Source organism: Deinococcus terrestris, assembly GCF_009377345.1.
Taxonomy (GTDB): domain Bacteria; phylum Deinococcota; class Deinococci; order Deinococcales; family Deinococcaceae; genus Deinococcus; species Deinococcus terrestris.
In genome coordinates, this window is the sequence record NZ_WBSL01000001.1 from 700454 (window position 1) to 722488 (window position 22035).

21 protein-coding genes are annotated in these 22035 nt (G+C 69.9%); 11 read left to right on the forward strand and 10 right to left on the reverse strand.

Annotated elements, in window-relative coordinates; translation table 11 throughout:
- Window positions 1-82: 82 nt before the first annotated feature.
- Window positions 83-700: a histidine phosphatase family protein gene (locus F8S09_RS03455; protein ID WP_152868933.1), complete on the reverse strand. Its 618-nt coding sequence runs from the start codon at window positions 698-700 to the stop codon at window positions 83-85.
- 10 nt (window positions 701-710) lie between these two features.
- Complete coding sequence (locus F8S09_RS03460) at window positions 711-1403, reverse strand: spheroidene monooxygenase (protein ID WP_152868935.1); 693 nt, start codon at window positions 1401-1403, stop codon at window positions 711-713.
- Between the two features lie 70 nt (window positions 1404-1473).
- On the opposite strand from F8S09_RS03460, the gene uvrC reads away from it, so the two are divergent.
- On the forward strand, window positions 1474-3324 hold the full coding sequence (gene uvrC / locus F8S09_RS03465) for an excinuclease ABC subunit UvrC (protein ID WP_322618493.1): 1851 nt from the start codon (window positions 1474-1476) through the stop codon (window positions 3322-3324).
- Window positions 3325-3384: 60 nt separating this feature from the next.
- Here the strand turns inward: uvrC and F8S09_RS17570 are convergent, their stop codons facing one another.
- On the reverse strand, window positions 3385-3549 hold the full coding sequence (locus F8S09_RS17570; protein WP_194165195.1) for a hypothetical protein: 165 nt from the start codon (window positions 3547-3549) through the stop codon (window positions 3385-3387).
- A gap of 121 nt (window positions 3550-3670) precedes the next feature.
- Window positions 3671-5083: an aspartate kinase gene (locus F8S09_RS03475; protein ID WP_152868939.1), complete on the reverse strand. Its 1413-nt coding sequence runs from the start codon at window positions 5081-5083 to the stop codon at window positions 3671-3673.
- Window positions 5084-5199: 116 nt separating this feature from the next.
- On the opposite strand from F8S09_RS03475, the gene F8S09_RS03480 reads away from it, so the two are divergent.
- The 5 genes from F8S09_RS03480 to tpiA all read left to right on the forward strand — a co-directional run bounded on the left by F8S09_RS03480 (window position 5200) and on the right by tpiA (window position 9283).
- A complete protein-coding gene (locus F8S09_RS03480) occupies window positions 5200-5760 on the forward strand; it encodes a YceI family protein (protein ID WP_227978438.1) in 561 nt (186 codons plus the stop codon).
- Window positions 5761-5929: 169 nt separating this feature from the next.
- Complete coding sequence (gene gap, locus F8S09_RS03485; protein WP_152868941.1) at window positions 5930-6925, forward strand: type I glyceraldehyde-3-phosphate dehydrogenase; 996 nt, start codon at window positions 5930-5932, stop codon at window positions 6923-6925.
- Between the two features lie 63 nt (window positions 6926-6988).
- Window positions 6989-7354: a hypothetical protein gene (locus tag F8S09_RS03490; RefSeq protein WP_227978439.1), complete on the forward strand. Its 366-nt coding sequence runs from the start codon at window positions 6989-6991 to the stop codon at window positions 7352-7354.
- 1 nt (window position 7355) lies between these two features.
- Window positions 7356-8525 (forward strand): phosphoglycerate kinase, encoded by a 1170-nt coding sequence (locus F8S09_RS03495; protein ID WP_152868943.1) that lies wholly within the window; start codon window positions 7356-7358, stop codon window positions 8523-8525.
- Complete coding sequence (gene tpiA / locus F8S09_RS03500) at window positions 8522-9283, forward strand: triose-phosphate isomerase (protein WP_152868945.1); 762 nt, start codon at window positions 8522-8524, stop codon at window positions 9281-9283. The genes F8S09_RS03495 and tpiA overlap by 4 nt, the downstream gene beginning before the upstream one ends.
- A gap of 159 nt (window positions 9284-9442) precedes the next feature.
- Here the strand turns inward: tpiA and F8S09_RS03505 are convergent, their stop codons facing one another.
- Window positions 9443-10825: a GntP family permease gene (locus F8S09_RS03505; RefSeq protein WP_152868947.1), complete on the reverse strand. Its 1383-nt coding sequence runs from the start codon at window positions 10823-10825 to the stop codon at window positions 9443-9445.
- Window positions 10826-10844: 19 nt separating this feature from the next.
- Window positions 10845-12281 (reverse strand): gluconokinase, encoded by a 1437-nt coding sequence (locus F8S09_RS03510; RefSeq protein ID WP_152868949.1) that lies wholly within the window; start codon window positions 12279-12281, stop codon window positions 10845-10847.
- Between the two features lie 104 nt (window positions 12282-12385).
- On the opposite strand from F8S09_RS03510, the gene asnS reads away from it, so the two are divergent.
- The 3 genes from asnS to F8S09_RS03525 all read left to right on the forward strand — a co-directional run bounded on the left by asnS (window position 12386) and on the right by F8S09_RS03525 (window position 15560).
- Window positions 12386-13741: an asparagine--tRNA ligase gene (asnS, locus tag F8S09_RS03515; RefSeq protein WP_322618494.1), complete on the forward strand. Its 1356-nt coding sequence runs from the start codon at window positions 12386-12388 to the stop codon at window positions 13739-13741.
- Window positions 13742-13864: 123 nt separating this feature from the next.
- Window positions 13865-14749, forward strand: coding sequence for a PhzF family phenazine biosynthesis isomerase (locus F8S09_RS03520; RefSeq protein WP_152868951.1), 885 nt, complete (start codon window positions 13865-13867; stop codon window positions 14747-14749).
- A gap of 16 nt (window positions 14750-14765) precedes the next feature.
- A complete protein-coding gene (locus F8S09_RS03525; protein WP_152868953.1) occupies window positions 14766-15560 on the forward strand; it encodes a Cof-type HAD-IIB family hydrolase in 795 nt (264 codons plus the stop codon).
- 4 nt (window positions 15561-15564) lie between these two features.
- Here F8S09_RS03525 and F8S09_RS03530 read toward each other — a convergent pair whose 3' ends face one another.
- On the reverse strand, window positions 15565-16161 hold the full coding sequence (locus F8S09_RS03530; RefSeq protein WP_152868955.1) for a class I SAM-dependent methyltransferase: 597 nt from the start codon (window positions 16159-16161) through the stop codon (window positions 15565-15567).
- A 32-nt stretch (window positions 16162-16193) separates the two neighbouring features.
- The gene (locus F8S09_RS03535; RefSeq protein WP_152868957.1) at window positions 16194-16706 is read right to left on the reverse strand and encodes a hypothetical protein; all 513 of its coding nucleotides are present in this window, start codon (window positions 16704-16706) and stop codon (window positions 16194-16196) included.
- Window positions 16707-16788: 82 nt separating this feature from the next.
- Here F8S09_RS03535 and recG point away from each other — a divergent pair, with 82 nt between their 5' ends.
- Window positions 16789-19125, forward strand: a complete 2337-nt coding sequence (gene recG / locus F8S09_RS03540; protein WP_152868959.1) for an ATP-dependent DNA helicase RecG — start codon at window positions 16789-16791, stop codon at window positions 19123-19125.
- Between the two features lie 6 nt (window positions 19126-19131).
- Here the strand turns inward: recG and F8S09_RS03545 are convergent, their stop codons facing one another.
- Complete coding sequence (locus F8S09_RS03545; protein ID WP_152868961.1) at window positions 19132-19326, reverse strand: hypothetical protein; 195 nt, start codon at window positions 19324-19326, stop codon at window positions 19132-19134.
- A gap of 236 nt (window positions 19327-19562) precedes the next feature.
- On the opposite strand from F8S09_RS03545, the gene F8S09_RS03550 reads away from it, so the two are divergent.
- Window positions 19563-20384, forward strand: coding sequence for an SDR family oxidoreductase (locus tag F8S09_RS03550; protein WP_227978440.1), 822 nt, complete (start codon window positions 19563-19565; stop codon window positions 20382-20384).
- A gap of 33 nt (window positions 20385-20417) precedes the next feature.
- Here F8S09_RS03550 and F8S09_RS03555 read toward each other — a convergent pair whose 3' ends face one another.
- The gene (locus F8S09_RS03555; RefSeq protein WP_194165235.1) at window positions 20418-21965 is read right to left on the reverse strand and encodes a gamma-glutamyltransferase family protein; all 1548 of its coding nucleotides are present in this window, start codon (window positions 21963-21965) and stop codon (window positions 20418-20420) included.
- Window positions 21966-22035 lie beyond the last annotated feature (70 nt).

Below are 22035 nucleotides of genomic sequence, written 5' to 3' on the forward strand. Positions count from 1 at the left end.
GGAGGGGGACTTCGGCCCTCTTCTCTTGGTAGACATTAGTGAATAGATTCACGATAAATCTGGATCGTGAAAAAGTTGTTTGTTATCGAGTGGACAGATGGCCTGTATCGCCCAGACGTACAGCCTGCCAGCCCTCTTCAGTCTGCTCCAGCTCGGTGACAGCGGTATTGCGGTGGCTGTACCGCTGGTCGTGCCACAGGGTCCGGATCTCCTGATCCAGCAGGCGAGCGAGGACGGCAGTGAGCGCCCCGCCGTGAGAAACAACGATGGGTGTCTCAGCCGCAGTGAGTGGTTGCTCCAGGGCGGCCAAGAAACGGTCGGCCACCCCTTCCAGCGTCTCACCGCCCTGAAACCCGAAGGTCCCGTCCGACAGGTCAAGTTCGGCCACATGCGTGACGAGGTGGGTATAGGGGCGGCCGTGCCACAGCGGGCCGACCTCAATCTCCTGCACGCCGGGGAGCACGGTCATGGGGACGCATAGCGCGTCCGCGATGGCCTGCGCGGTCTGCCGGGCACGTCGGAAAGGGCTGGCGTAGACGGCGGGAGCCTCCAGGTACAGCCCGGCGAAGTGGGCGGCGACTGCCTGCGCCTGCGCTTCCCCCACCTCGTCCAGGGGGTCGTCGTGGCTCGCGCCGAGGGTTTGCGCAACGTTGCTGGCGGTCTGGCCGTGGCGGACGAGAAAGAGGCGGTCGGCGGGCATAGGCCGGAGTCTAGCGGGATGGGAGGGTCAGCCCCAGCCCGTCGCCCTCGGCGGCCAGCAGCTCAAAGCGGGCGAAGAGTTCTTCGGAATACCAGTCCTCGCGCCGGGTGCGGGCGATGGCCTCGCGGTGTCCGGCTCCGGCGTAGGCGTAAGCCTTCACGCTCGCGGCGTCCCGCCACACGCTGAAGGTGGCCTGGGAGAGCAGGGGCACGTCGCCCAGGCCCAGCGTCAGCAGCAGGCCGGGGTGGGTATGCAGGCCGCCTTGCGAGGCGGGCACGGCGGACCAGAAGGCGCGGAGGCGGGCAGGGCGAATGGCGGCGCGGGTGAGGACGGCGAGGGGGCCGATAGGGGCATCGGTGGTGGGGAAACCGAAGGGTTCGCGGCCTCCCCAGCGACCTTTCGACCGCAGCGGGCGCAGGAGGAGGGTGCCGCTCTCTGTCAGGTGTGCCCGTTCGCGCTGACGCCACGGGGACGCCTCGAACTCCCGGAAGGCCGCCTCGTCCCTCCACACCGCCAGCCGCGCCCAGCGCCGGAAGTCGGCCCCCAGGGTCAGGCTGTCGCCCCGGCCCGTGCCCATCATGCGGAAGAAGGTCAGGCCGGGCACCCGGCGCAGGTGCAGGGGGTCGGCCCCCATCCGCCGCCAGCCGCGCCACGCCTGCGCGGGTGGGTAACGGTTGACCGTCAGGGTGACGAGGGGGGACACGGGGGGCAGTCTAGGGCGAGCGTCATCCCCGTCGCGGTAAGGGCGGGCACCTCTCCCCTATCCTGCGTGGGTGCATCTTGACGACCTGCCCGTGCTGCCCGCCTCGCCCGGCGTGTACATCTTCCGCAAGGGGGGCACGCCCATCTATATCGGCAAGGCGGTGAATCTGCGCTCGCGGGTGGGGCAGCATTTCAAGGCCGGGGGCAAGAGCGGCAAGTTCACGGCGCTCGCGGACACGCTGGAATTCATCACGGCGCGGAACGAGGTGGAAGCCTTGGTGCTGGAGGCCAACCTCATCAAGCAGCACCGCCCGCACTACAACGTGCTGCTCAAGGACGACAAGCACTACCCGTTCCTGAAGCTGACGAACGAGGAATTCCCGATGCTGGTGGTCACCCGGCGGGTCCTCAAAGACGGGGCGAGCTACTACGGGCCGTACCCGGATGCCTCGGCGGTGCGGCGGGTCAAGCACCTGATCGACACGATGTTTCCGCTGCGGAAGAACTCGGGACTGCCCCTCCAGAAAAAGCCCCGGCCCTGCCTGAACTACCACATGGGCCGCTGCCTGGGGCCGTGCGTGGACGCCGCCGACCCCGGCGAGTACCGGCGGGTGGTGGAGGACGTGCAGGCGCTGCTGGAGGGCCGGGCGGCCCCGGTCCTCGCCCGGCTGCGCGAGGACATGAAGGTGGCGGCGCGGGCGCTGGATTTCGAGCAGGCGGCGCGGGTGCGCGACCGGGTGAACGCGGTGGAGAAGCTGTTCGGCACCGAGCAGCACGCCTTCGTGTCGGAGGAGACGGACCTCGACTTTCTGGGGGTCGCGCAGGCGGGCGAGTACGCGATGGTGCAACTGTTCCGGATGCGCGGCGGGCGGGTGGTGGGGCGCGACAAGCGCTTCCTGACCGACGCGGAGGGGGGCGGCGACCTCGGGGAGATTCTGGGGGCCTTCGTGCAGGACTACTACGCGCAGGCCACGCACGTGCCGCCGCTGATCCTGCTGCCCGCCGAGTACGAGGACGCGCCCGCGTGGAGTGCGCTGCTCAGCGAGCGGGCGGGGCGACGGGTGGAGATGCGGACCCCCAAGCGCGGGGACAAGGTGGACCTGGTGGACATGGCGCAGCGCAACGCGCAGACCGGGCTGGAATCGGAACTCGCGCTGCTGGAGCGCCGGGGCGACCATCCGGGGCTGGACGCCTTGCGGGAGGTGCTCGCGCTCCCCGAGCGGCCCTGGCGCATCGAGGGCTACGACAACTCCAACCTGTTCGGCACGAACATCGTCTCAGGCATGGTGGTCTTCGAGGGCGGGCGCTCACGCCGGGGCGAGCACCGCCGCTTCAAGGTGCGCGGGCTGGAGCAGCCGGACGATTACGCGGCGATGAACCAGACGATCACCCGGCGGTTCACGGGGTCGCTCTCGGACAAGTTGCCGCTGCCGGACCTGATCCTGATCGACGGGGGGCGCGGGCAGGTGAACGCGGCGCTGGACGCTTTGCGGGCCGCCGACGTGCGGGTGCCGGTGGTGGGCCTCGCCAAGCGGGAGGAGCGGATCATCCTGCCGGGGCGCTACGGGGCGCAGTGGTGGCTGGAGTCCGGCACCGAGGTCGGGGTGGACCGCGAACTGCTGCTGCCGCACACCCATCCGGCGCTGCGGGTGTTGATCGGCGTGCGCGACGAGGTGCACAACTACGCGGTGACGTACCACCGCAAGCTGCGCGGGGAGGGGATGTTGCGGAGCGTCTTTGACGACCTGCCGGGCATCGGGCAAAAAAGGCGGGATGCGCTGCTGGAGCACTTCACCAGTCTGGAAGACCTGGCGGCCGCGCCCGTCGAGCAGATCGCGCGGGTGCCGGGGATGTCGCTGCGGGCGGCGCAGAGCGTGAAGGACTTCCTTCAGGCGCGGGCGGCGAACGGGACTCCGGCGTAGGCCAGGCAATCAAGCGCCCCCTTCGTCAGTGAAGGGGGCGTTCTGCGTGCGGTAGGCGGGTCATGCGGGCCGCAGCCGGGGGCGGAGGCTCAGGCGGACGAGCCGGGCGAGGAAGGCGGGGCGGGCAGGCTGGGCGGCGCGGGCCTCCCGGACGGCGCGGTCGCGCTGGGCCTGGTCGCGGAGGGCCTGGGCGTGGGCGGCGAAGAGTTCGGGGTGGAGGTGCATGGGGGCTTCCTTTCGGCCGGGGGGCATTCCCTTCTCGGCTGTCCCCATGGTGCGCCCCCACCCCCCGCCAGGGCATCGGCGGGGTGGCGGGGGGCACGGTGGGCCGAATGGCGCAGGGGGGCTAGGCCGTTGCCCCGGCCTCCTGCCCCAGCCCGAAGGCCGCGTGGACGGCGCGGGTGGCGGTGTCCACCTCGGCGGCGTCGATGGCGACGCTGATGTTCAGCTCGGAGGAGCCCTGGCTGATCATCAGGATGTTCACGTCCTCGCCCGCGAGGGCGGAGAAGAGGCGGGCGGCCACCCCCTTCTGCCCGCGCATCCCGGCCCCCACGATGGCGAGAACCGCGACGCCGGGCTGCTCTTCCACCTTCAGTTCGCCGGTCATGCCGCCGCGCAGGGCGGCGAGGGTGCGGCGGGCGTCGGCGCTCTGGACGGCGAGCGAGACGTTGCTCATGGAGCTGCTCTGGGACACCATCAGGAGGGTGATGTTCTCGCGGGCGATGGCGGCGAAGAGGCTGGCGACGACCTCCGGCACGCCCAGCACCCCCGCCCCGGTCACGTTGATCAGGCTGACGCCCCGGATGGCGGTGACCGCCTTGACGGGGTGAGCCGCGTCTCCGTCCGCCTCCGCGCCGACGAGGGTGCCGGGGAAGTCGGGGTCGGCCGCGCTCTTGACCCGCAGGGGGATACCGCTTTCCTGAAGGGGGGTGACGGCCAGCGGGTGCAGCACCTTGGCCCCGAAGTAGGCGAGTTCCATCACCTCGCCGTAGCTGAGGCGCTCGATGTTGCGGGCGTCAGGCACCACGCGGGGGTCGGCGCTCATCACGCCGTCCACGTCCTTCCAGGCCCAGACCTCATCCGCATGCAGCGCCTTGCCAATGATGGTGGCCGAGAAGTCGGTGCCGCCGCGCCCCAGGGTGGTGATCGCCCCCTCCTCGTTCTCGCCCATGAAGCCCGCGACGACCGGGGTGATTCCGGCGTCGAGCAGCCCGCCGAGGCGGTCGCCGATGCGCTCGTAGCTGCCGGGAAGGGGCCGGGCGTTGCCGAAGTGCTCGTCGGTGACGATGCCCGCCTGCCCCCCGGTGAGGTGGTGGGCCTGATAGCCCTGCCCGCCCAGCGCGAGGGCCATCAGGGGCGCCGAGAGGCGCTCGCCGAAGGCCACGATCAGGTCACGGCTGCGCGGGGTGAGTTCGCGCAGGAGGTAGACGCCGTAGACAGCCTGGCGCAGGGTTTCGTGCAGCTCGCGGATTTCGCGCACGGTGGCCGAGTCGGGCGTAGCGCCGAGGTCCTGCGCGGCTGTGAAATGGCGGGTGCGCATCGCGGCGATCTCGTCGTTGGCGGTGGCGATGTCGCCGCCCTGCGCGGCCTCGGCGAGGCGCAGCAGCCCGTTGGTCACGCCCGCCATCGCGGAGACGACCACGACCACCTTCGCGCCCTCCCGGATGGACCGGGCCGCGAGACTGGCGCTGTGGCGGATGGCCGCCGCGCCTTGCATGTTGGTGCCGCCGAACTTCATCACCAGGAGGGAATGCGCCATATCGGGGGCATCATACGGCCCGCCCTGGCAGGAGCAAGAAGCGCGGCCGACGTGGGCGGCGGAACTTTCCACGAAGGGCTACAGAAGGCGCGGCGGGGCGCGGGCACCATGACCCCATGACGCGCTCACGTGGGATGGTGGGAGGGCTGCTGGGACTGATGCTCGCGGGGCTGGCCCTGGCCGCGCCCCGGCCTTATGCGGCGGCGGGGGGCGCCGCGACCTTCGAGCACCGGGTGCGGGTCGTGAACGTGCGGGGCACCATCGCGGGCGTGACGGCGCAGGTGCAACTGGACCCCGCCGACCTCGCGGCGACGCGGGGCCGCGTGACGGTGCCGCTGAGCGCGTTGAAGACAGGCATCGGGCTCCGCGACCGGCACGCACAGGGCGAGGTCGCGCTGGACACCGCCCGCTATCCCAATGCCACTTTCGTGTTGGAGGGGCTCACGGGCGGGCGCCTGCTGGAGGGGCAGACCCTCAGCACCACGGCCAGCGGGCGCCTCACGGTCAAGGCGACCACCCGGCCCCTGAGTGTGCCCGTCAAGGCGACCCTGCGCGGTGGGCGGGTGGAGGTCAGCACCCAGTTCAAGTTCGACCCTTCCGACTTTGACGTGCGCTACCCCGGCAGCAGCGACAACGTGACCGTGGGCGTGACGTTCACCCTCGCGGCGACGCCGTAGGTCGGCAGGCGGGGTCGTCCTGGGGCCGGGGTTTCTGAACGTTTGGGCAAGACGGGGGGCCGGGTTGGTGTCCTTGCGACACGAACGCGCCTTTCGGAACGTGGGCTACACTTGAGGGCGCGTGGGGCGACTGGCCTCACCCCGGACCTTGTTCTGACGGAGGTAGCACATGAAAGTAGGCATCAACGGCTTCGGCCGCATCGGGCGTCTGGTGTTCCGCATTCTGGTGGCACGCGGCATCGACGTCGTGGCGATCAACGACCTGACCGACAACAAGACGCTGGCGACCCTGCTGAAGTACGACTCGACCGCCGGGAAGTTCGACGGGACCGTCGAGTACGACGACGAGAGCCTGACCGTCAACGGCCAGAAGATTCACGCCCTCGCCGAGCGCGACCCCGCGGGCATCAAGTGGGGCGAGATGGGCGCGGACATCGTGATCGAGTCGACCGGCATCTTCACCGACCGCGAGGGGGCGAGCAAGCACATCGCGGGCGGCGCCAAGAAAGTGCTGATCACCGCGCCCGCCAAGGGTGAGGACTTCTCCATCGTGCTGGGCGTCAACGAACAGGACTACGACCCCGCCAACCACCACATCATCTCCAACGCGAGCTGCACCACCAACAGCCTGGGCGCTCCCATGAAGCTGCTGGACGAGGCCTTCGGCATCGAGAAGGCGATCATGACCACCGTGCACTCCTACACCAACGACCAGCGCGTGCTGGACCTCCCGCACAAGGACCTGCGCCGCGCCCGCGCCGCCGCCGTGAACATCATCCCGACCTCCACAGGCGCGGCCAAGGCCGTCTCGCAGGTGTACCCCGCGCTGAAGGGCAAGTTCGACGGCACCTCACTGCGGGTGCCCACTCCCACGGGCTCGATCAGCGACGTGACGGTCATCCTGGGCCGCGACGTGACCGCCGACGAGGTGAACGCGGTCTTCAAGCAGGCCGCCGAGGGCAGCCACAGGGGCATCATCGCCTACACCGAGGACCCCATCGTGCTCTCCGACATCGTGGGCGACCCGCACTCGGCAATTATCGACGGCGGCCTGACGATGGCGATGGGCAGCCTGGTCAAGTTCTTCTCGTGGTACGACAACGAGTGGGGCTACTCCAACCGCATCGCGGACCTGGTGGAACTGGTGCAGGAGAAGGGCGCTTAAACCCCGAACAATGCAGGGCCAAGTCATCGCGCTTGGCCCTGTCATTATAATTACAGGATCAATGTGGATAAAATAATAGACAAGATAGTTGGTTTAGGTGTGCCTGGATTGGTCTTGCTCTTTCTTGTGGGGGCAAGTGGATTTGCAGGAGCAGCCGCAATAACTTCATCACTTGCATTATTGGGTGGTCCTCTGGGTATGATGGGCGGGATAGCAATGCTTGGCATTCTAGCCATGATTTCTCGCTCAATTGCAAGGTATGGGTTTGATAACCTTGCCAGAGCCACCGTAAAACGCATGAAAACTCAAGGGCAGAGCAAGGTGGACATTTGGAGCCAGGTGAAAGCTGCTCCGATAAGCGGCGACCTAAAGCGGAAAATAAGAGACTTCTTGGACGAAATTTTCTTAGAAGACCCACTTGGAGGATGAAATGCAGACCCTCGACCAACTGGATGTCCGGGGCAGGCGCGTCTTGGTGCGCGTGGACTACAACGTGCCGGTGAAGGACGGCGTGGTGCAGGACCGCACCCGCGTCACGGCGAGCCTGACCACCCTGCGCGAACTGCTGGACGGCGGCGCGAGTGCCGTGCTGATGAGCCACTTCGGGCGGCCCAAGAACGGCCCGGAGGAGAAGTACAGCCTGGGGCCGGTCGTGCCCGTGCTGGAAGAGGAGCTGGGGCGGCCGGTGCGCTTTATTTCCAGCTTGCCCGGCAGCGACGAGACGCTGGAGGCGGTGCGGCAACTTCAGCCCGGCGAGGTCGCGCTGCTGGAGAACGTGCGCTTCGAGGCGGGTGAGGAGAAGAATGACCCCGAGCTGGCGGCGCGGCTGGCCCGGCTGGGCGACGCCTTTGTGCTGGACGCCTTCGGGAGCGCCCACCGTGCCCATGCGTCGGTGAGCGGGGTGGCCGCACTCCTCCCCCACGCGGCGGGGCGGCTGCTTCAGCGCGAGGTGGAAGCACTCTCGCGGCTGACGGAGAATCCCGAGTCCCCCTACGTGGTCATCATCGGCGGGGCGAAGGTCAGCGACAAGATCAAGGTGATCGAGAACCTGCTGCCGCAGGTGGACCGAATGCTGATCGGCGGCGGGATGATGTTCACCTTCATCCGAGCGCGGGGCGGGCAGATCGGGAGCAGCCTGGTCGAGGACGATCAGGTGGACTACGCCCATGGCCTGCTGGAGGAGTACGGCGAGAAGCTGATGCTCCCGACCGACGCGGTCGCGGCCGATAAGTTCGCAGCCGACGCGCAGACCCAGGTGGTCCCCGCCGACCAGATTCCTGACGGCTGGATGGGGCTGGACATCGGGCCGGACACGCAGCGGGCGTATGCGGAGGCGCTGCGGGGAGCGAAGACCGTCTTCTGGAACGGGCCGATGGGCGTGTTCGAGTTCGAGGCGTTCGCGGCGGGGACCAACGCGGTCGCGGAAGCGGTCGCCAACCTGAAGGATCAAGCGTACACGGTTGTGGGCGGTGGCGATTCGGTCAGCGCGATCAACCAGAGTGGCCGCGCGGACCAGATTGACCACATCAGCACGGGCGGCGGCGCCAGCCTGGAACTGCTGGAGGGTAAGGCGCTGCCCGGCGTGGAGGCGATGAAATGACGGCTGCACCTGGGGGACCGCGCACGCTCCTGGCCCTGAACTGGAAGATGAACAAGACCCCGACCGAGGCCCGCGCCTGGGGCCGCGAGTTGGCCGGAGAGTACCGTCCGGGCATCCGGGGCAAGGCGGAAGTGGCCGTGATGGCCCCGGCGATCAGCCTCTATGGCCTGAAAGAAGCCCTGCCCGGCGGTGTGGACATCGGCGGGCAGGATGTCAGCGCCCACGAATCCGGCGCCTACACGGGCGAGATCAGTGCGGCGATGCTGCGCGACGCCGAATGCACCTACGTCATCGTGGGCCACTCCGAGCGCCGCGAGTACCACGGCGAGACGGACGCGGTGGTGGCGGCCAAGGCGCGGCAGGCGCAGGCGCACGGCCTCACCCCCATTGTCTGTGTGGGCGAGGGCTTGGAGGTCCGCGAGCGCGGCGAGCATGTCGCGCACACGCTGGCGCAACTGCGCGGCAGCCTGGAGGGCGTGGACGAACGCGTCGTGGTCGCCTACGAACCCGTCTGGGCCATCGGCACCGGCAAGACGGCCACCGCCGACGACGCCGAGGAGATGGCCGCCGCGATTCGCGGGGCGCTGGCCGAGCAGTACGGCGCTCTCGCCCTGGGCCTGCGCGTGCTGTACGGCGGCAGCGTCAAGCCCGACAACGTCGCTTCCATCTGCGGGCAGCCCAATGTGAATGGGGCGCTCGTCGGCGGCGCGAGCCTGAAGGTGGAGGACGTGCTGGGGCTGCTGGCGGCGCTGGAGTAAGGGAAGGTTGGGGGAGGATAGACCTCCCCTTCTCTTCAAAGGGTTAAGTGAATAGATTCACGATGGACTGGGTCGTGAATTTTTTGTTTGGTATGAGTTGTTATGTACTGACGTAGAAATGCCCCCTCCAGCGCGGGAAGGGGCGGAGCGGAGGGACGGTCAGACCAGGGCGAACAGCAGCCAGGCGAGGGCGAAGCCGATCACGCCGATCAGGGTTTCCATCACCGTCCAGGTCCTGAAGGTGGTGGGGATGTCGAGGTTCATCAGGCGACCGACGAGCCAGAAGCCCGAGTCGTTGACGTGCGAGAGGACGACCGACCCGGCGGCGGCGGCGATCACGACGGCGGCGAGGTCGGTACCCGCGTACCCGGCGGCGGCGACGGCGGGTTGAATCAGGCCCGCGGCGGTGAGCAGGGCGACGGTGGCCGAACCCTGGGCGACGCGCAGGAAGGCGGCGATCAGGAAGGCGGCGGCGATCACCGGGATGCCGAGGTTCTGGAGGCTGCCCGATACGGCGTCGCCGATGCCGGAGGCCCGCAGCACCGCACCGAACATCCCGCCCGCGCCGGTGATCAGGATGACCGAGGCAACCGGGCCGAGGGCGGAGTCGAGCAGTTTTTCGAGCGTGACCTTGTCCACCCCGCGCCGGGCACCCAGCACGATGGAGGCGACAAGGACCGAGATCAGCAGGGCGACCGGCGTGTTGCCCAGCAGCCGGATCATCTGCACGGCTGGGTTGGCGGGGTCCACGCTTCCGGCAGTCGCCAGGGCATTGAGACCGGTGTTGCCGAAGATCAGGAGCAGCGGCAGCAGCAGCAGGGCGATCACGGTTCCGGCGCCTGGGGGGTTGCGGGGTTCTTCGGTGCTCAGGGGGCCGCCGCTGAGAAGGTCGGGCACCGAGATGGGAAAGCGCCGCCCCGCCCACAGCCCGAAGAGGTACCCGGCGAGGTACCAGGTGGGCAGGGCGACGAGGACGCCCACCCCGATCAAGACGCCGATGTCCGCGCCCAGCAGGTCGGCGGCGGCGACCGGGCCGGGGTGCGGCGGCACGAAGACGTGCATGACCGAAAACGCCCCGGCGACCGGCAGGCCGTAGCGCAAGACGGGCTCGTTCAGGCGCCGGGCGACCGCGAAGACGACGGGCAGCATCACGATCAGGCCCGCGTCGAAGAAGATCGGGAAGCCGAAGAGCAGCGAGGCCACGCCCAACGCGAAGGGTGCCCGGCGCTCGCCGAAGCGGGAGATCAGGGTCTGCGCGAGGACCCGGGCGCCCCCGCTCGTCTCGATCAGGCGCCCCAGCATCGCGCCCAGGCCGACGAGGAGGGCGACCGAGCCCAGGGTGCTGCCGAAGCCGCCCACCAGCACGTCCACGATGCCGCTGACCGGCAGCCCGGCGACCAGCGCGGTGATCAGGCTGACCAGGATCAGCGCGACAAAGGCGTGCAGCCGCAGCGAGATGATCAGGACCAGCAGCAGCGCGACCGCGCCCACGCCGATGCCGAGCAGGGCGGGGGCGCCGAGGGTCTGGGTAAAACCTTCCATGGGTCTCCTCCTGTTGGGGTCAGGCCAGCTCGTGGGTGAGGCGTTGGAGGGTCAGGGCCGCGTGGCGGTACTGCTCGCCCAGGGCGCGGTACAGCGGCGCGTCGGCATTGGGCTCGATGGCGGTGTAGGGGCGCCCGGTGTCCAGTGGGCTCCCGGCGCTGCGGGCCGCGATGCAGGCGGCCCCGAAGGCGCTGCCCTCGAAGAGGTCGGCGTCCTGCGGCACGCGGACGGGGTGGTTCAGGGCGTTGGCGAGGATCTGGAGCCAGGCGCGGGAGCGGGTCAGGCCGCCCGTGACGCGCAGCTCCCCCGGCTGGCCCACCTGCGCCGTGAGCAGGTCGGTCAGCCACGCGAGGTGCAGGGCGACCCCCTCCATCCCGGCACGGGCGAGGTCGCGCCCGCCGTGGTGCAGCCCCAGCCCCAGCAGGCTGCCCGAGAGGGCAGGGTCCCACAGCGGCGCCCGCTCCCCGGCGAGAGCGGGCAGAAACAGCAGGCCACGGGCGCCGGGTTCGGTGGCGTGCAGCAGGTCGTCGAGGTCGCCGGGCACCCCGGCGAGGTGCTCGCGCAGCCAGTTCCACACGATGCCCGCGTTGTTGCTGGGACCGCCCACCAGAAAGCGGTCGTCGGCCCGGTAGCAAAAGAGCCGCGCTTCGGGGTCGGGCGGGGGCGAGGGCACGAAGGTGCGAATGGCGCTGCTGGTGCCCACCGACACGGCGGCCTGCCCCGGCCCGGTCACGCCCAGCCCCTCGGTGGCGGTCACGCCGTCGCTCGCGCCGATCACCCAGTGGGCGGCGGCGAGGCGCGGGTAGCGGCCCCGGTGCGGCTGGCGCATGGGCGGCAGCGCGGCGGTCGTGGGCTGGATGGCGGGAAGCTGTTCCGGGCGCACCCCGGCGAGCGCGAGGGCCTCGGGGTCGTACTCGCCGGAGAGGTTTATCAGGCCGGTGGCGGCGGCGGTGCTCACGTCGGTCCAGAAGACGCCGAAGTAGCGCTTCAGGATCTCCTCCTTGACGCCGCTGACGGCCTCCCAGTCGGTGGGGTCCTCGCCGCCGCGCCGCCGCCACGCGAGCTTCACGGCCGGGGTCATGGGGTGGTAGGGGACCCCGGTGCGGCTGTGGTGCAGGGTGACCGGATGCCCGCCCGTGTCCGCCCGCAGGTCGGCCCAGGTGTACACCTCGGAGGGACCGCGCGGGCCGATCAGGATCAGCGAGTGCATGGCATTGCTGAAGCCCGCCGCGAGGGGCCGCAGGTCCTGCTGAGCGCAGTACGCCTCCACCCCGGCGAGGGCCTGCGCGAAGGCCTGCTGGAGGTCGGGGAGGTGGTGGGTGGCCTGGCCCGGCGCGTCGCTGTGCAGGGGGTAGGGAAAGCTGAGGCGGTGAAGTTCCCGGCTTCCCCGAAAAAGGACGGCCTTGAGGGCGGTCGTGCCGAGGTCGAAGCCGACGGTGAGGGGGGGTTCGGGCATGGTCCAGTGTGACGCCCTGGGGCGGGCCGCTGCACCCGCGCGGCATGAACGCCACTTGAGGGACCGGGTCAGGCGGGCCGGGGCGGGCGCTTATACTTCCGCTCGTGACTTCGACGGAGCTTCCAACAACCACCATCGGTGGACTCAAGGCCCACGTGGGCGAGACCGTCACGCTAAGCGCGTGGCTGACCGACAAGAGCGGCAAGGGCAAGATCCAGTTCCTGAAACTGCGCGACGGCACGGGCTTCGTGCAGGCGACCGTGTTCAAGAACGACGTGCCCGAGGAGGTCTTCGAGGCGGCCAAGCGACTCACGCAGGAGCAGGCCCTCACGCTGGTGGGCGAGGTCCGGGCCGACGAGCGGGCGCCGGGCGGGGTGGAACTCGCGGTGCGGGACCTCTCCCCCATCTCGGAGAACCGGGGTGAGTACCCCATCACGCCCAAGGAACACGGCATCGAGTTCCTGCTCGACCAGCGGCACCTCTGGCTGCGCCACCGTCGGCCCTGGGCGGTCGTGCGGGTGCGCGACAGCGTGCAGCGGGCGGTGATCGACTTCTTCCACGGGGAGGGCTTCGTGCGCTTCGACGCGCCCTTTTTCACGCCAAACGCCGCCGAGGGCACGACCGAGCTGTTCGAGATCGACCTGTTCGGGGAGGACAAGGCGTACCTCTCGCAGACGGGCCAACTGCACGCCGAGGCGGGGGCGCTGGCCTTCGGCAAGGTCTACACCTTCGGGCCGACCTTCCGCGCCGAGAAGTCCAAGACGCGGCGGCACCTGCTGGAGTTCTGGATGGTGGAGCCGGAGGTCGCGCCCAGCACTCACGCCGAGAACATGGCGTTGCAGGAGCGGCTGGTGAGCTTTATCGTGCGGCGGGTGCTGGAGGAATGTTCGGAGGAACTCGCGCTGCTGGGGCGCGACGTGGAAAAGCTGCGGGGCGCCGCCGAGGGGAACTATCCGCGCGTGACGTACACCGAGGCGCTGGAGATCGTGCAGCGGCACATCGAGGACGGGGACCTCCCCGACAACGTGCAGGCGGACGTGCAGCCCGTCGAATGGGGCGACGACCTGGGCGCCCCGCACGAGACGATCCTGGGCCACCACTTCGACCGCCCGGTGATGATCGAGAAGTACCCGGCGGCGATCAAGGCCTTTTACATGCAGCCCGACCCGGAAGACGAGCGGCTGGCCCTGTGCGACGACATGATCGCGCCCGAGGGCTACGGCGAGATTATCGGCGGCTCGCAGCGCATCCACGACTACGACCTGCTCAGGAGCCGCATCGAGCACGAGGGGCTGCCGCTGGAGGCCTTCGACTGGTACCTCGACTTGCGGAGATACGGCTCGGTGCCGCACGCGGGCTTCGGCATGGGGCTGGAGCGGGTCATCGCCTGGATCACCGGGATCGACCACATCCGCGAGGCGATTCCCTTCCCGCGCATGCTGACGCGCATGACGCCCTGAGGGGGAATGGGCTGGGGCAAACCCCCAGCCTCTCCTTATGACACATAAGTGAAAGTATTCACTATAAGCTCGGTCGTGAAAATTTTGTCGCCTGTGTTAGTGAGCCTGCGCTAGATTGACCGCATGATCGCGTACTGCGAGGTAAGCGCCTTTACCGACACGCCGGGCTCCGGCAACCGGGCGGGGGTGGTGCTGGACGCGGACGGGCTGTCCGAGGAGCAGATGCAGGCGCTGGCGGCATTTCTGGGCGTGCCGGAGACGGTCTTCGTGACCCGGATGGGGGACGGCGCGGCGCGGGTGCGGTACTTCACGCCCACCCAGGAGATCGACTTTTGCGGCCACGCGACGGTCGCGCTGGGGCTGCGGCTGGCGCAGGAGGGGCGCTGGGCGGGCGAGGCGCTCGCGCTGGAGACGCTGGTGGGTCGGGTTCCCCTGCGGCTGGAGCAGGGCGCGGCGGGCGACTGCCGGGTTTGGATGGCGCAGCAGGCTCCAGAGACGCGCCGGGTGGGGCGGGAGGTGCGGCGGGAGTTGGCGGCAGCCCTGGGCATCGATGAGCGGATGATCCACCGGGGGCTGCCCCTCGCGGCGGCGAGCACGGGGCTGTGGAGCGTGTTCGTGCCCGTCATCGACCGGCTGGTGCTGGACGGGATGGAGCCGGACCTGGCCGAGATTCACCGGTTGTCGGACGCGCTGGGGGTCAGCAGCGTGTATGCCTACGCGCCCGTGGGGGTGGGCAGGTACGCGGCGCGGGACTTCGCCCCGGCGGTGGGGATTCCCGAGGACCCGGTGACCGGCAGCGCGGGCGGGGCGCTCTTCGCGCTGCTGGCGGCGGAGGGGGCGCTCCCGCTGCGCTCGGGCCGGGCCTGCGGGGTGGTGTATCAGGGCCACAGCCTGGGCACCCCCGGCGAGGTGGAGGTGGAGGTCAGCGTGGAGGGCCAGCAGGTGCGGGACGTGCAGGTGGGCGGGTGCGCGGTCCTCAACCACGAGGGAGAGTGGGCGCCGAGGTAGGGCGTACACTGCCCGGATGCTCGGGCTGCTGTGCGTGGATGTGGACGGAACCCTGATCGGCTCGGACAACCGGGTGCGGGAAGACGTGTGGGCGGCGCTGGCCGACGCGCGGGCGCGGGGGATGCGGGTGGCGCTGTGCAGCGGGCGGCCCGCCTTCGGGAACGCGCTGGAGTACGCCCGGCGGCTGGACCCGGACGGGTGGCACGTGTTTCAGAACGGGGCGTCGGTGGTGAATGTGGGCAGCGGCGAGAGCCTTAGCGAGGGCTTGCCGGATGACGGACTGGCCCTTCTCTTAAACCGGGCAGAGGCGACCGGACGGCTGCTGGAGGTGTACACCGACCGGGACTACGGCTTTACGCTGCCCGGCGACCCTGCGCGGCGGCACGCGGAGTTGCTGGGGGTGCCGTACGAGGTGAAGTCGCCCCAGGAGCTGACGGGCACGCGGGTGCGGGCGCAGTGGGTGGTGCCGCACGCGCAGGGACCGGAGGTCGTGGCGGAACCTCATCCGGGCCTGGACCTGCACCCGGCAGGCAGCCCGGCGATGCCGGACACGCTGTTTGTGTCGGTGACGCGGGCGGGTGTGAGCAAGGGCAGCGCGGTGACGCGGGTGGCGGAAGCCTACGGGGTGCCGCTCAACCGGGTGATGATGGTGGGCGACGGGCACAACGATGTGACGGCCATGCGGGTGGTCGGCCATCCGGTGGCGATGGGCAACGCGGACGCGGAGGCGCGGGCGGCTGGCCGTTACCACGTCGGGCATGTGGACGCGGGCGGGTTGCTGGAGGCGGTCGAGCTGGCGCTGCGGCTGTAGCCGGTCAGGGGCGCACACCGCTCGCCAGGCCGCCGCGCCAGAACGGGTCTATGCGGAAGGGCCGCGCCGTAATCTCGCGGAAGCCTGCCGACTTCAGCAGCTCGCCCATCTCCGGCACCGTGTAGACCCGCACGAGTTCGCGGTCGTTCAGTGCGGCGAGGCGAGCGAAGCCGGGCAGAGCGTTGGGAACATAGTCTTGCAGGACAAGCGTTCCGCCAGGCCGCAGCACCCGCCGCCACTCGCGCAGGGCGGCGGCCGGGTCCGCGAGGTAATGCAGCACGTTCAGGCAGGTCAGGGCACCCACCGAGGCGTCCGGCAGGGCGAGGGCCTCGGCGGGGCAATCAAGCAGGGTCACCCCCTGATCGGCGAGGGTCCGCGCCGCCACCCCACGCATGCCCGCGCTGGGCTCGGCGCCGATCAGCCGTGCCCCTGGGAAACGTGACCGGGCGAGCGCGAGCAGGGTGCCCGTGCCGCAGCCCACGTCCAGCAGGGGGCCAGCCTCCAGGGGCGGCAACGCGCCCAGCACCTCGCGGGCCGTGGTGCGGGCGTAGCGGCCCCACTGCCGGTTATAGGTCGCGGCGAGGCGGTCGTAGGCTCCCATAGGCCGAGGGTAACCTGAGCTAGTCAGGAACCTCAGCCGAGCAGGTGTTCGGCGGGACGGAAGCCGCCGGGAACATGGATGCGGGTGATACACAGCGCGTCCAGACGGATGGGGGCGTCCTCATCGAAGACGACATAGAAGGTTTCCTGCTCACCAGGCTCGGCATAGACGAAAAAGGTTTCGGTGTCGGGGATGTGGACGGGCAGACGGTAGCGCGTCTGCGGGGAGCGCCAGAAGGTCGCGTCCTGCTTCACCAGCCCCGCCGCACCAAGGCTGCGCTCTACGAAGGCCGAACGCCCCACCGGAGGGTGGTCGATCAGGAGGCTGGTCGTCGTGACAGCGCTCCCCGAGGCGGTGCGCTCCAGAGCATCATGAATTCCTACGCCGAACTGGGCGCAGGTGATGAAGGTGGCCCCACGTGCCCCGAGTTCCTCCCGGACCCGGTCGACCACAGGGTCAGGCGGTGAGCCGCAGCCGGGCAGCAGGCCGCCGAGGAGCAGGGTCGCCAGGACCGGCAGGGCACGGAGGGGAAGGGGAGAAGTCATGGGGACCAGTGTAGGGCGGCGCCCCCGCACCGTGAGGCCGAACAGGGCATGTCCCTTCCCCCTCTGTTAGCCTGCCTCCCGGATGGCGACGGTCACGGAGTTGAGAGACAAACTGCGCCGCCCCCTCGCCGCAGAGCTGGCGACGGGATGCGCGGACCGGGTGGTGGCAGGCGGGGTGGAGCGGCTGCTCGCCTCGCCGCTGGCCGGGCCGTTTCCGGGCGTGCGCGAGGCGCTGCGGGGCTACGCGGAACTGGACGCGGGCGCACGGGCCGAGGCCCTGGAACGAGCGCTGGCGCTGCTGGATGGAGCAGAGAGGAAGACGGCCCCCCGCCCCGCCGCCCGGCAGGCCCCCCCGGCGGCGGCTCCGGGCGAGCGGCTGCCGCTGGACGCGGAGGTCACGCGGCTGGACACCGGGCCGGGAGGTGCTCGCAAGCTGACCTCGCTGGGGCTGCATACGGTCCGGGACGTGCTGCACGCCTACCCGCACCGCCACGAGGACCGCCGGGCGCTGCCGGACCTCGCGGAGGTCGAGGAGGGGCAGAAGGTCACGGTCGAGGGCACAGTGGTCGCCAAGAGTCGGCGCAAGCCCAAGCCGAACATGCTGATTCTGGACGTGACGCTGGAGACGCCCTCGGGGGGACGGGTCAAGGCGAGCTGGTTCAACCAGCCGTGGGTCGAGCGGCAACTCCGGGAGGGAGCGCGACTGGTCCTCACCGGGCGGGTGAAGAAGTTCGGCCGCAGCGTGCAGCTCGGCGTCGAGCATCTGGAGACGGTGGAGGACGCACGGGAGAGCCTCAGCACCGGGCGAATCGTGGGCGTGTACGACTCCAAGGACGGGATCTCGCAGGAGTTCTTGCGCCGCTCGGCGTTCCGGGCCTTGCAGGCGGCGCCGCTGGACGACTACCTGCCCGCGCACTGGCGGCGCGAGCGCGGGCTGACCGACCTGGGGGACGCGCTGTGGGGCATCCACTTTCCGGGAGACGAGGGGCAACTGGAGCGTGGGCTGCACCGGCTGCGCTTCGACGAGTACCTCTTTTTAGAACTGCGAATGCTGCTGCAAGGCGAGGACGCCGTGCTGCTGGGCAAACGCTTTCAGGCGACCTCGGACGACATTGCCCGCTTCGAATCGGCGCTGCCTTTCTCGTTCACGAACGCGCAGCGGCGGGTGCTGTTAGAGATCACCGACGACATGCGCTCGGAGCGGCAGATGGCGCGGCTGGTGCAGGGCGACGTGGGGAGCGGCAAGACGGCGGTGGCGGCGTGTGCCCTGTACCTCGCCGTGCGCGACGGCTACCAGGGGGCGCTGATGGCGCCGACGGAGATTCTGGCGCGGCAGCACTACGCGAATCTGGTTGGATACCTGGGCAAACTCGACGTGCGGGTCGGCCTGCTGATCGGGGCGATGACGCCCAAGCAGAAGCTGGAGATGCAGACGCGCATTGCCGAAGGCGAGGTGGACGTGGTGGTGGGCACGCAGGCGCTCATCCAGGAGAACGTGCGCTTCGACAACCTCGGCCTGGCAGTGGTGGACGAGGAGCACCGCTTCGGGGTGATGCAGCGGCGCAAGCTCCTGGCCGGGCGCCCCGACGTGCTGGTGATGTCGGCCACCCCGATTCCGCGCAGCCTCGCGCTGACGGCCTACGGGGACCTCGAACTGTCGGTGATCGACGAGCTGCCGCCGGGCCGCACCCCGGTCGAGACGAAGCTGATTCAAGACACGCACCGGGCGCAGGCCTACGGCTTCGTGATGAGGCAGATTCGGGAGGGGCGGCAGGCCTTTGTCGTCACCGCCCTGATCGAGGAGAACGAGAATCTGGAGCTGCTGGCGGCCACGCAGCTCGCGGACGGCCTCAAGGTGATGCTGCCGGAAGCCCGCATAGACCTGCTGCACGGCAAGATGACGGCGGCCGAAAAGGAACACGTGATGGACCGCTTCCGCGCCCGCGAGTTCGACGTGCTGGTGTCCACGACCGTGATTGAGGTGGGGGTGGACGTGCCCAACGCCTCGGTAATGGTGATCGAGAATGCCGAGCGCTTCGGCCTCTCGCAACTTCACCAGCTCCGGGGCCGGGTGGGGCGGGGCAGCGCCAAGAGTTACTGCGTGTTGGTCGCGGGCGAGCATTCCAAGAAGACGCGGCAGCGGCTCAAGATCATTGAGGGGAGCACCGACGGCTTCGTGATCGCGGAGGCCGACCTGAAGCTGCGCGGCCCCGGCGAGATTCGCGGCACCCGCCAGAGCGGGATTCCCGACCTGCGGCTGGGCGACCTCGCCAGCGACGTGGAGATCATCGAGCAGGCGCGGGCGCTGGCGAAACACATCCTCGCGCACGATCCGAGGCTGGAGCACCCCCGGCTGGGGTACCTGCGCTCGGAGTTGCAGAACCGCTCGCAGAGCGTGGCGTTCCGCGAGGTGATCTGAGAGTACTCAGCCACCCGCGCGGAGGGCACGCCGCCACACTGAAACCGCTCCGGCCACGATCAGGACCCCTCCCAGGGCGATGACGATAGGCTGCCCGGTGTCCCACCCCAGGTAAGCCATCAGGAGGCCGCCCAGAAAGTAGAAGAGGCGGCCGCCCAGGAAGGAGAGGGTGTGGATCAGGAACGAGGCGAGTTCGGACATGCCCCAGCGTACCGGGCGGTGGGGGCGCGGCAGAACGCAAAGTTGCCCCGCCGTGACAAGCCTGTGACACACGCCCGCTATGCTGAACCCATCAGCACAACCTAACAAGGCGGGCCGGGTGAAGCTCGCCAGGGTGCCGGATGCGGCCGACTTCTCGTGGGGTCGGCTGGTCCTTTTTGGTTGCGTTGTCTTCACGGACGCGGTTGGGGACAGGGCGGCTCTCTATGCTGGGCCGCATGACCTTTGACCTGAGTGAAAAGACGATGCTGGTGACGGGCGCGACCGGCGGTATCGGCAAGGAGACGGCGCGGGAGCTAGCGCGGATGGGAGCGCGGGTGCTGATCGTGGGGCGCAACCCGCAGAAGACGGCGGACGCCGCGCGGGAGGTCGGCGCGGCGGGGCACCTCGTGGCCGACCTGTCGGAGATGAAACAGGTGCGCCGGGCCGCCGCTGAGTTCCGGGAGCGCGAGGGGCGGCTGGACGTGCTGGTGAACAACGCAGGGGCCTTTTACGCCGAGCGGCAGGAGACACGCGAGGGGGTAGAGATGACGTGGGCGCTGAACCACCTCGCGGCCTTCTTGCTCACGAGGGAGCTGCTGCCGTTGCTGCGCGGGTCGCGGCACGCACGGGTGGTTACCGTGTCCTCGGCGGCGCACGCGCAGGGGCGAATTCGCTGGGACGACCCGGAGTTCCGGCGCGGCTACCGGGGCTGGGCAGCCTACTCACAGAGCAAGCTCGCCAACGTGCTGTTCGCCCGCGAACTCGCCCGCCGCGAGCCGGGGCTGCTGAGCAACAGCCTGCATCCGGGGCTGGTCCGCAGCGGCTTCGCGCACAACAACGGCGGCCTGATTGACCGGGCGTGGGGGCTGGTGGACCGCTTCGGCATCACGCCGGAGGAAGGGGCGCAGACCAGCATCCGCCTCGCCGCCGACCCCTCGCTGCTGGTGAGCGGGCGCTATTTCAGCCAGGAGAAGGTGGCGAAGGAAGCGCCCCAGGCGCGAGACGACGAGGCGGCCGCGCGGCTGTGGGCGCTGAGCGAGGAATACGTGGGGGGGTGAGGAGCGGGGGGACGCGTCGTCCTCCCCTCCCCCTCACCAGACCGCGATGTGCCCGTCCGTCCGGCTCTCGGTGCCGCCCTCCAGCACGCCGGTTTCAGGGTTGCGCCAGATGATCTGGCCGCGCCCGAAGGAACCGGGGTCGAGCTGGACGCGCAGGTCATGGCTTCGCGCGAGGAGGGCGCGGGCGACCTGGGCACCGAGTTCGGGCTCGACCTCCACCGCGCGGCCCTGAAGCCACTGCCAGCGCGGGGCGTCGAGGGCCTGCTGGGGGTTCATGCCGTAGCGCACCGTGTTTAGCACGACTTGCAGGTGGCCCTGCGGCTGCATAAAGCCGCCCATCACGCCGAAGGGGCCAACCGGGGCGCCGTCTACGCGCCCCAGGAAGCCGGGGATGATGGTGTGGTAGGGCCGCTTGCCGGGAGCGAGGGCGTTGGGGTGCCCCGGCTGAAGGCTGAAGTTGTGCCCCCGGTTGTGCAGGCCGATGCCGGTGCCGGGCACGACCACGCCCGAGCCGAAGCCCATGTAGTTGCTCTGGATCAGGCTGACCATGCCGCCCTCCGCGTCGGCGGCGGCGAGGTACACGGTGCCGCCCACGCTCGGCGCCGGGGTGGAGGGGTCGCGGGCGGTATGGCCGAGGTGAGCACGGTGGGCCACCGCATTCTCAGCTCCCAGCAGGCGCTCCACCTCTACCGGGACATGCCGGGGATCAGCCACATAGGCGTGGGCGTCCGCGAAGCCGCGCTTCATCGCCTCGATCTGGAGGTGCAGTCCGGCGGGGTCGCCCCACTGTTCCGGCAGGTCCACCCCGTTCAGGACGTTCAGGGCGATCAGCGCGGCGATGCCCTGGCCGTTGGGCGGAATCTCGTAGATGCGGTGGCCGCCGTAGTCAGCGTGGATGGGCGTGACCCACTCCGAGCGGTGCTGGGCAAGGTCGCTGCCGCGCAGGAGGCCGCCGGTCGCCTGGGAATGGGCGTCGATTCTTTCGGCCAGTTCGCCCTCGTAGAAAGCCGCGCCGTTCGTCGCCCCGATGAGTTCCAGGGTGCGGGCGTGGCCCTCGCTGCGCCACAGGGCGCCGGGAGCGGGGGTAAAGCCGTCCGGGGCGAAGACACGGAACCATTCCTCCATGATGGGAAGGTTGAGGCGGCGGTAGATGGAGATGGCCCGCGCCCAGCTCGTGGCGAGGACGGGCGAGAGGGGGTAGCCTTCGCGGGCCAGGGCCACGGCCGGGGCCAGCACGTCGGCAAAGGGCAGGCGGCCGAAGCGGGCGTGCAGGTCGGCCCAGCCGCGCACGCCGCCGGGGACGGTCACGGGCGTCCAGCCGTGGCGGGGCATCTCGCCGCCGTGGCGTTCGGCGAGGGCGTCCAGGCTCAGCGCAGCCGGGGCCGCGCCGCTGGCGTTCAGGCCATGCAACTCGCCGCCTTCCCACACCAGCGCGAACAGGTCGCCGCCCAGGCCGTTGCTGGTGGGTTCCACCACCGTGAGTGCGGCGGCGGTGCCGATGGCGGCGTCGACCGCGTTGCCGCCCCGCTGCAGCAGGCTCTGGCCGACCTGCGCGGCGAGGGGCTGGCTGGTCGCCACCATGCCCCGGCGGGCGTACACCGGGCGGCGAACGGTGGGGAATTCAGGTTGAAAGGTCACGGGGGACAGGCTA

Bases quoted from the DNA above. Each gene is read 5' to 3' on its own strand.
- F8S09_RS03555 (WP_194165235.1), bottom strand. From the start codon at position 21,965: ATGGTGGCGACCAGCCAGCCCCTCGCCGCGCAGGTCGGCCAGAGCCTG.
- F8S09_RS03545 (WP_152868961.1), bottom strand. From the start codon at position 19,326: ATGTCCGAACTCGCCTCGTTCCTGATCCACACCCTCTCCTTCCTGGGC.
- F8S09_RS03480 (WP_227978438.1), top strand. From the start codon at position 5,200: ATGACGCGCTCACGTGGGATGGTGGGAGGGCTGCTGGGACTGATGCTC.
- F8S09_RS03530 (WP_152868955.1), bottom strand. From the start codon at position 16,161: ATGGGAGCCTACGACCGCCTCGCCGCGACCTATAACCGGCAGTGGGGC.
- F8S09_RS03520 (WP_152868951.1), top strand. From the start codon at position 13,865: ATGATCGCGTACTGCGAGGTAAGCGCCTTTACCGACACGCCGGGCTCC.
- F8S09_RS03535 (WP_152868957.1), bottom strand. From the start codon at position 16,706: ATGACTTCTCCCCTTCCCCTCCGTGCCCTGCCGGTCCTGGCGACCCTG.
- F8S09_RS17570 (WP_194165195.1), bottom strand. From the start codon at position 3,549: ATGCACCTCCACCCCGAACTCTTCGCCGCCCACGCCCAGGCCCTCCGC.
- gap (WP_152868941.1), top strand. From the start codon at position 5,930: ATGAAAGTAGGCATCAACGGCTTCGGCCGCATCGGGCGTCTGGTGTTC.
- F8S09_RS03475 (WP_152868939.1), bottom strand. From the start codon at position 5,083: ATGGCGCATTCCCTCCTGGTGATGAAGTTCGGCGGCACCAACATGCAA.
- tpiA (WP_152868945.1), top strand. From the start codon at position 8,522: ATGACGGCTGCACCTGGGGGACCGCGCACGCTCCTGGCCCTGAACTGG.
- F8S09_RS03505 (WP_152868947.1), bottom strand. From the start codon at position 10,825: ATGGAAGGTTTTACCCAGACCCTCGGCGCCCCCGCCCTGCTCGGCATC.
- F8S09_RS03550 (WP_227978440.1), top strand. From the start codon at position 19,563: ATGACCTTTGACCTGAGTGAAAAGACGATGCTGGTGACGGGCGCGACC.
- F8S09_RS03495 (WP_152868943.1), top strand. From the start codon at position 7,356: ATGCAGACCCTCGACCAACTGGATGTCCGGGGCAGGCGCGTCTTGGTG.
- F8S09_RS03525 (WP_152868953.1), top strand. From the start codon at position 14,766: ATGCTCGGGCTGCTGTGCGTGGATGTGGACGGAACCCTGATCGGCTCG.
- recG (WP_152868959.1), top strand. From the start codon at position 16,789: ATGGCGACGGTCACGGAGTTGAGAGACAAACTGCGCCGCCCCCTCGCC.
- F8S09_RS03510 (WP_152868949.1), bottom strand. From the start codon at position 12,281: ATGCCCGAACCCCCCCTCACCGTCGGCTTCGACCTCGGCACGACCGCC.
- F8S09_RS03455 (WP_152868933.1), bottom strand. From the start codon at position 700: ATGCCCGCCGACCGCCTCTTTCTCGTCCGCCACGGCCAGACCGCCAGC.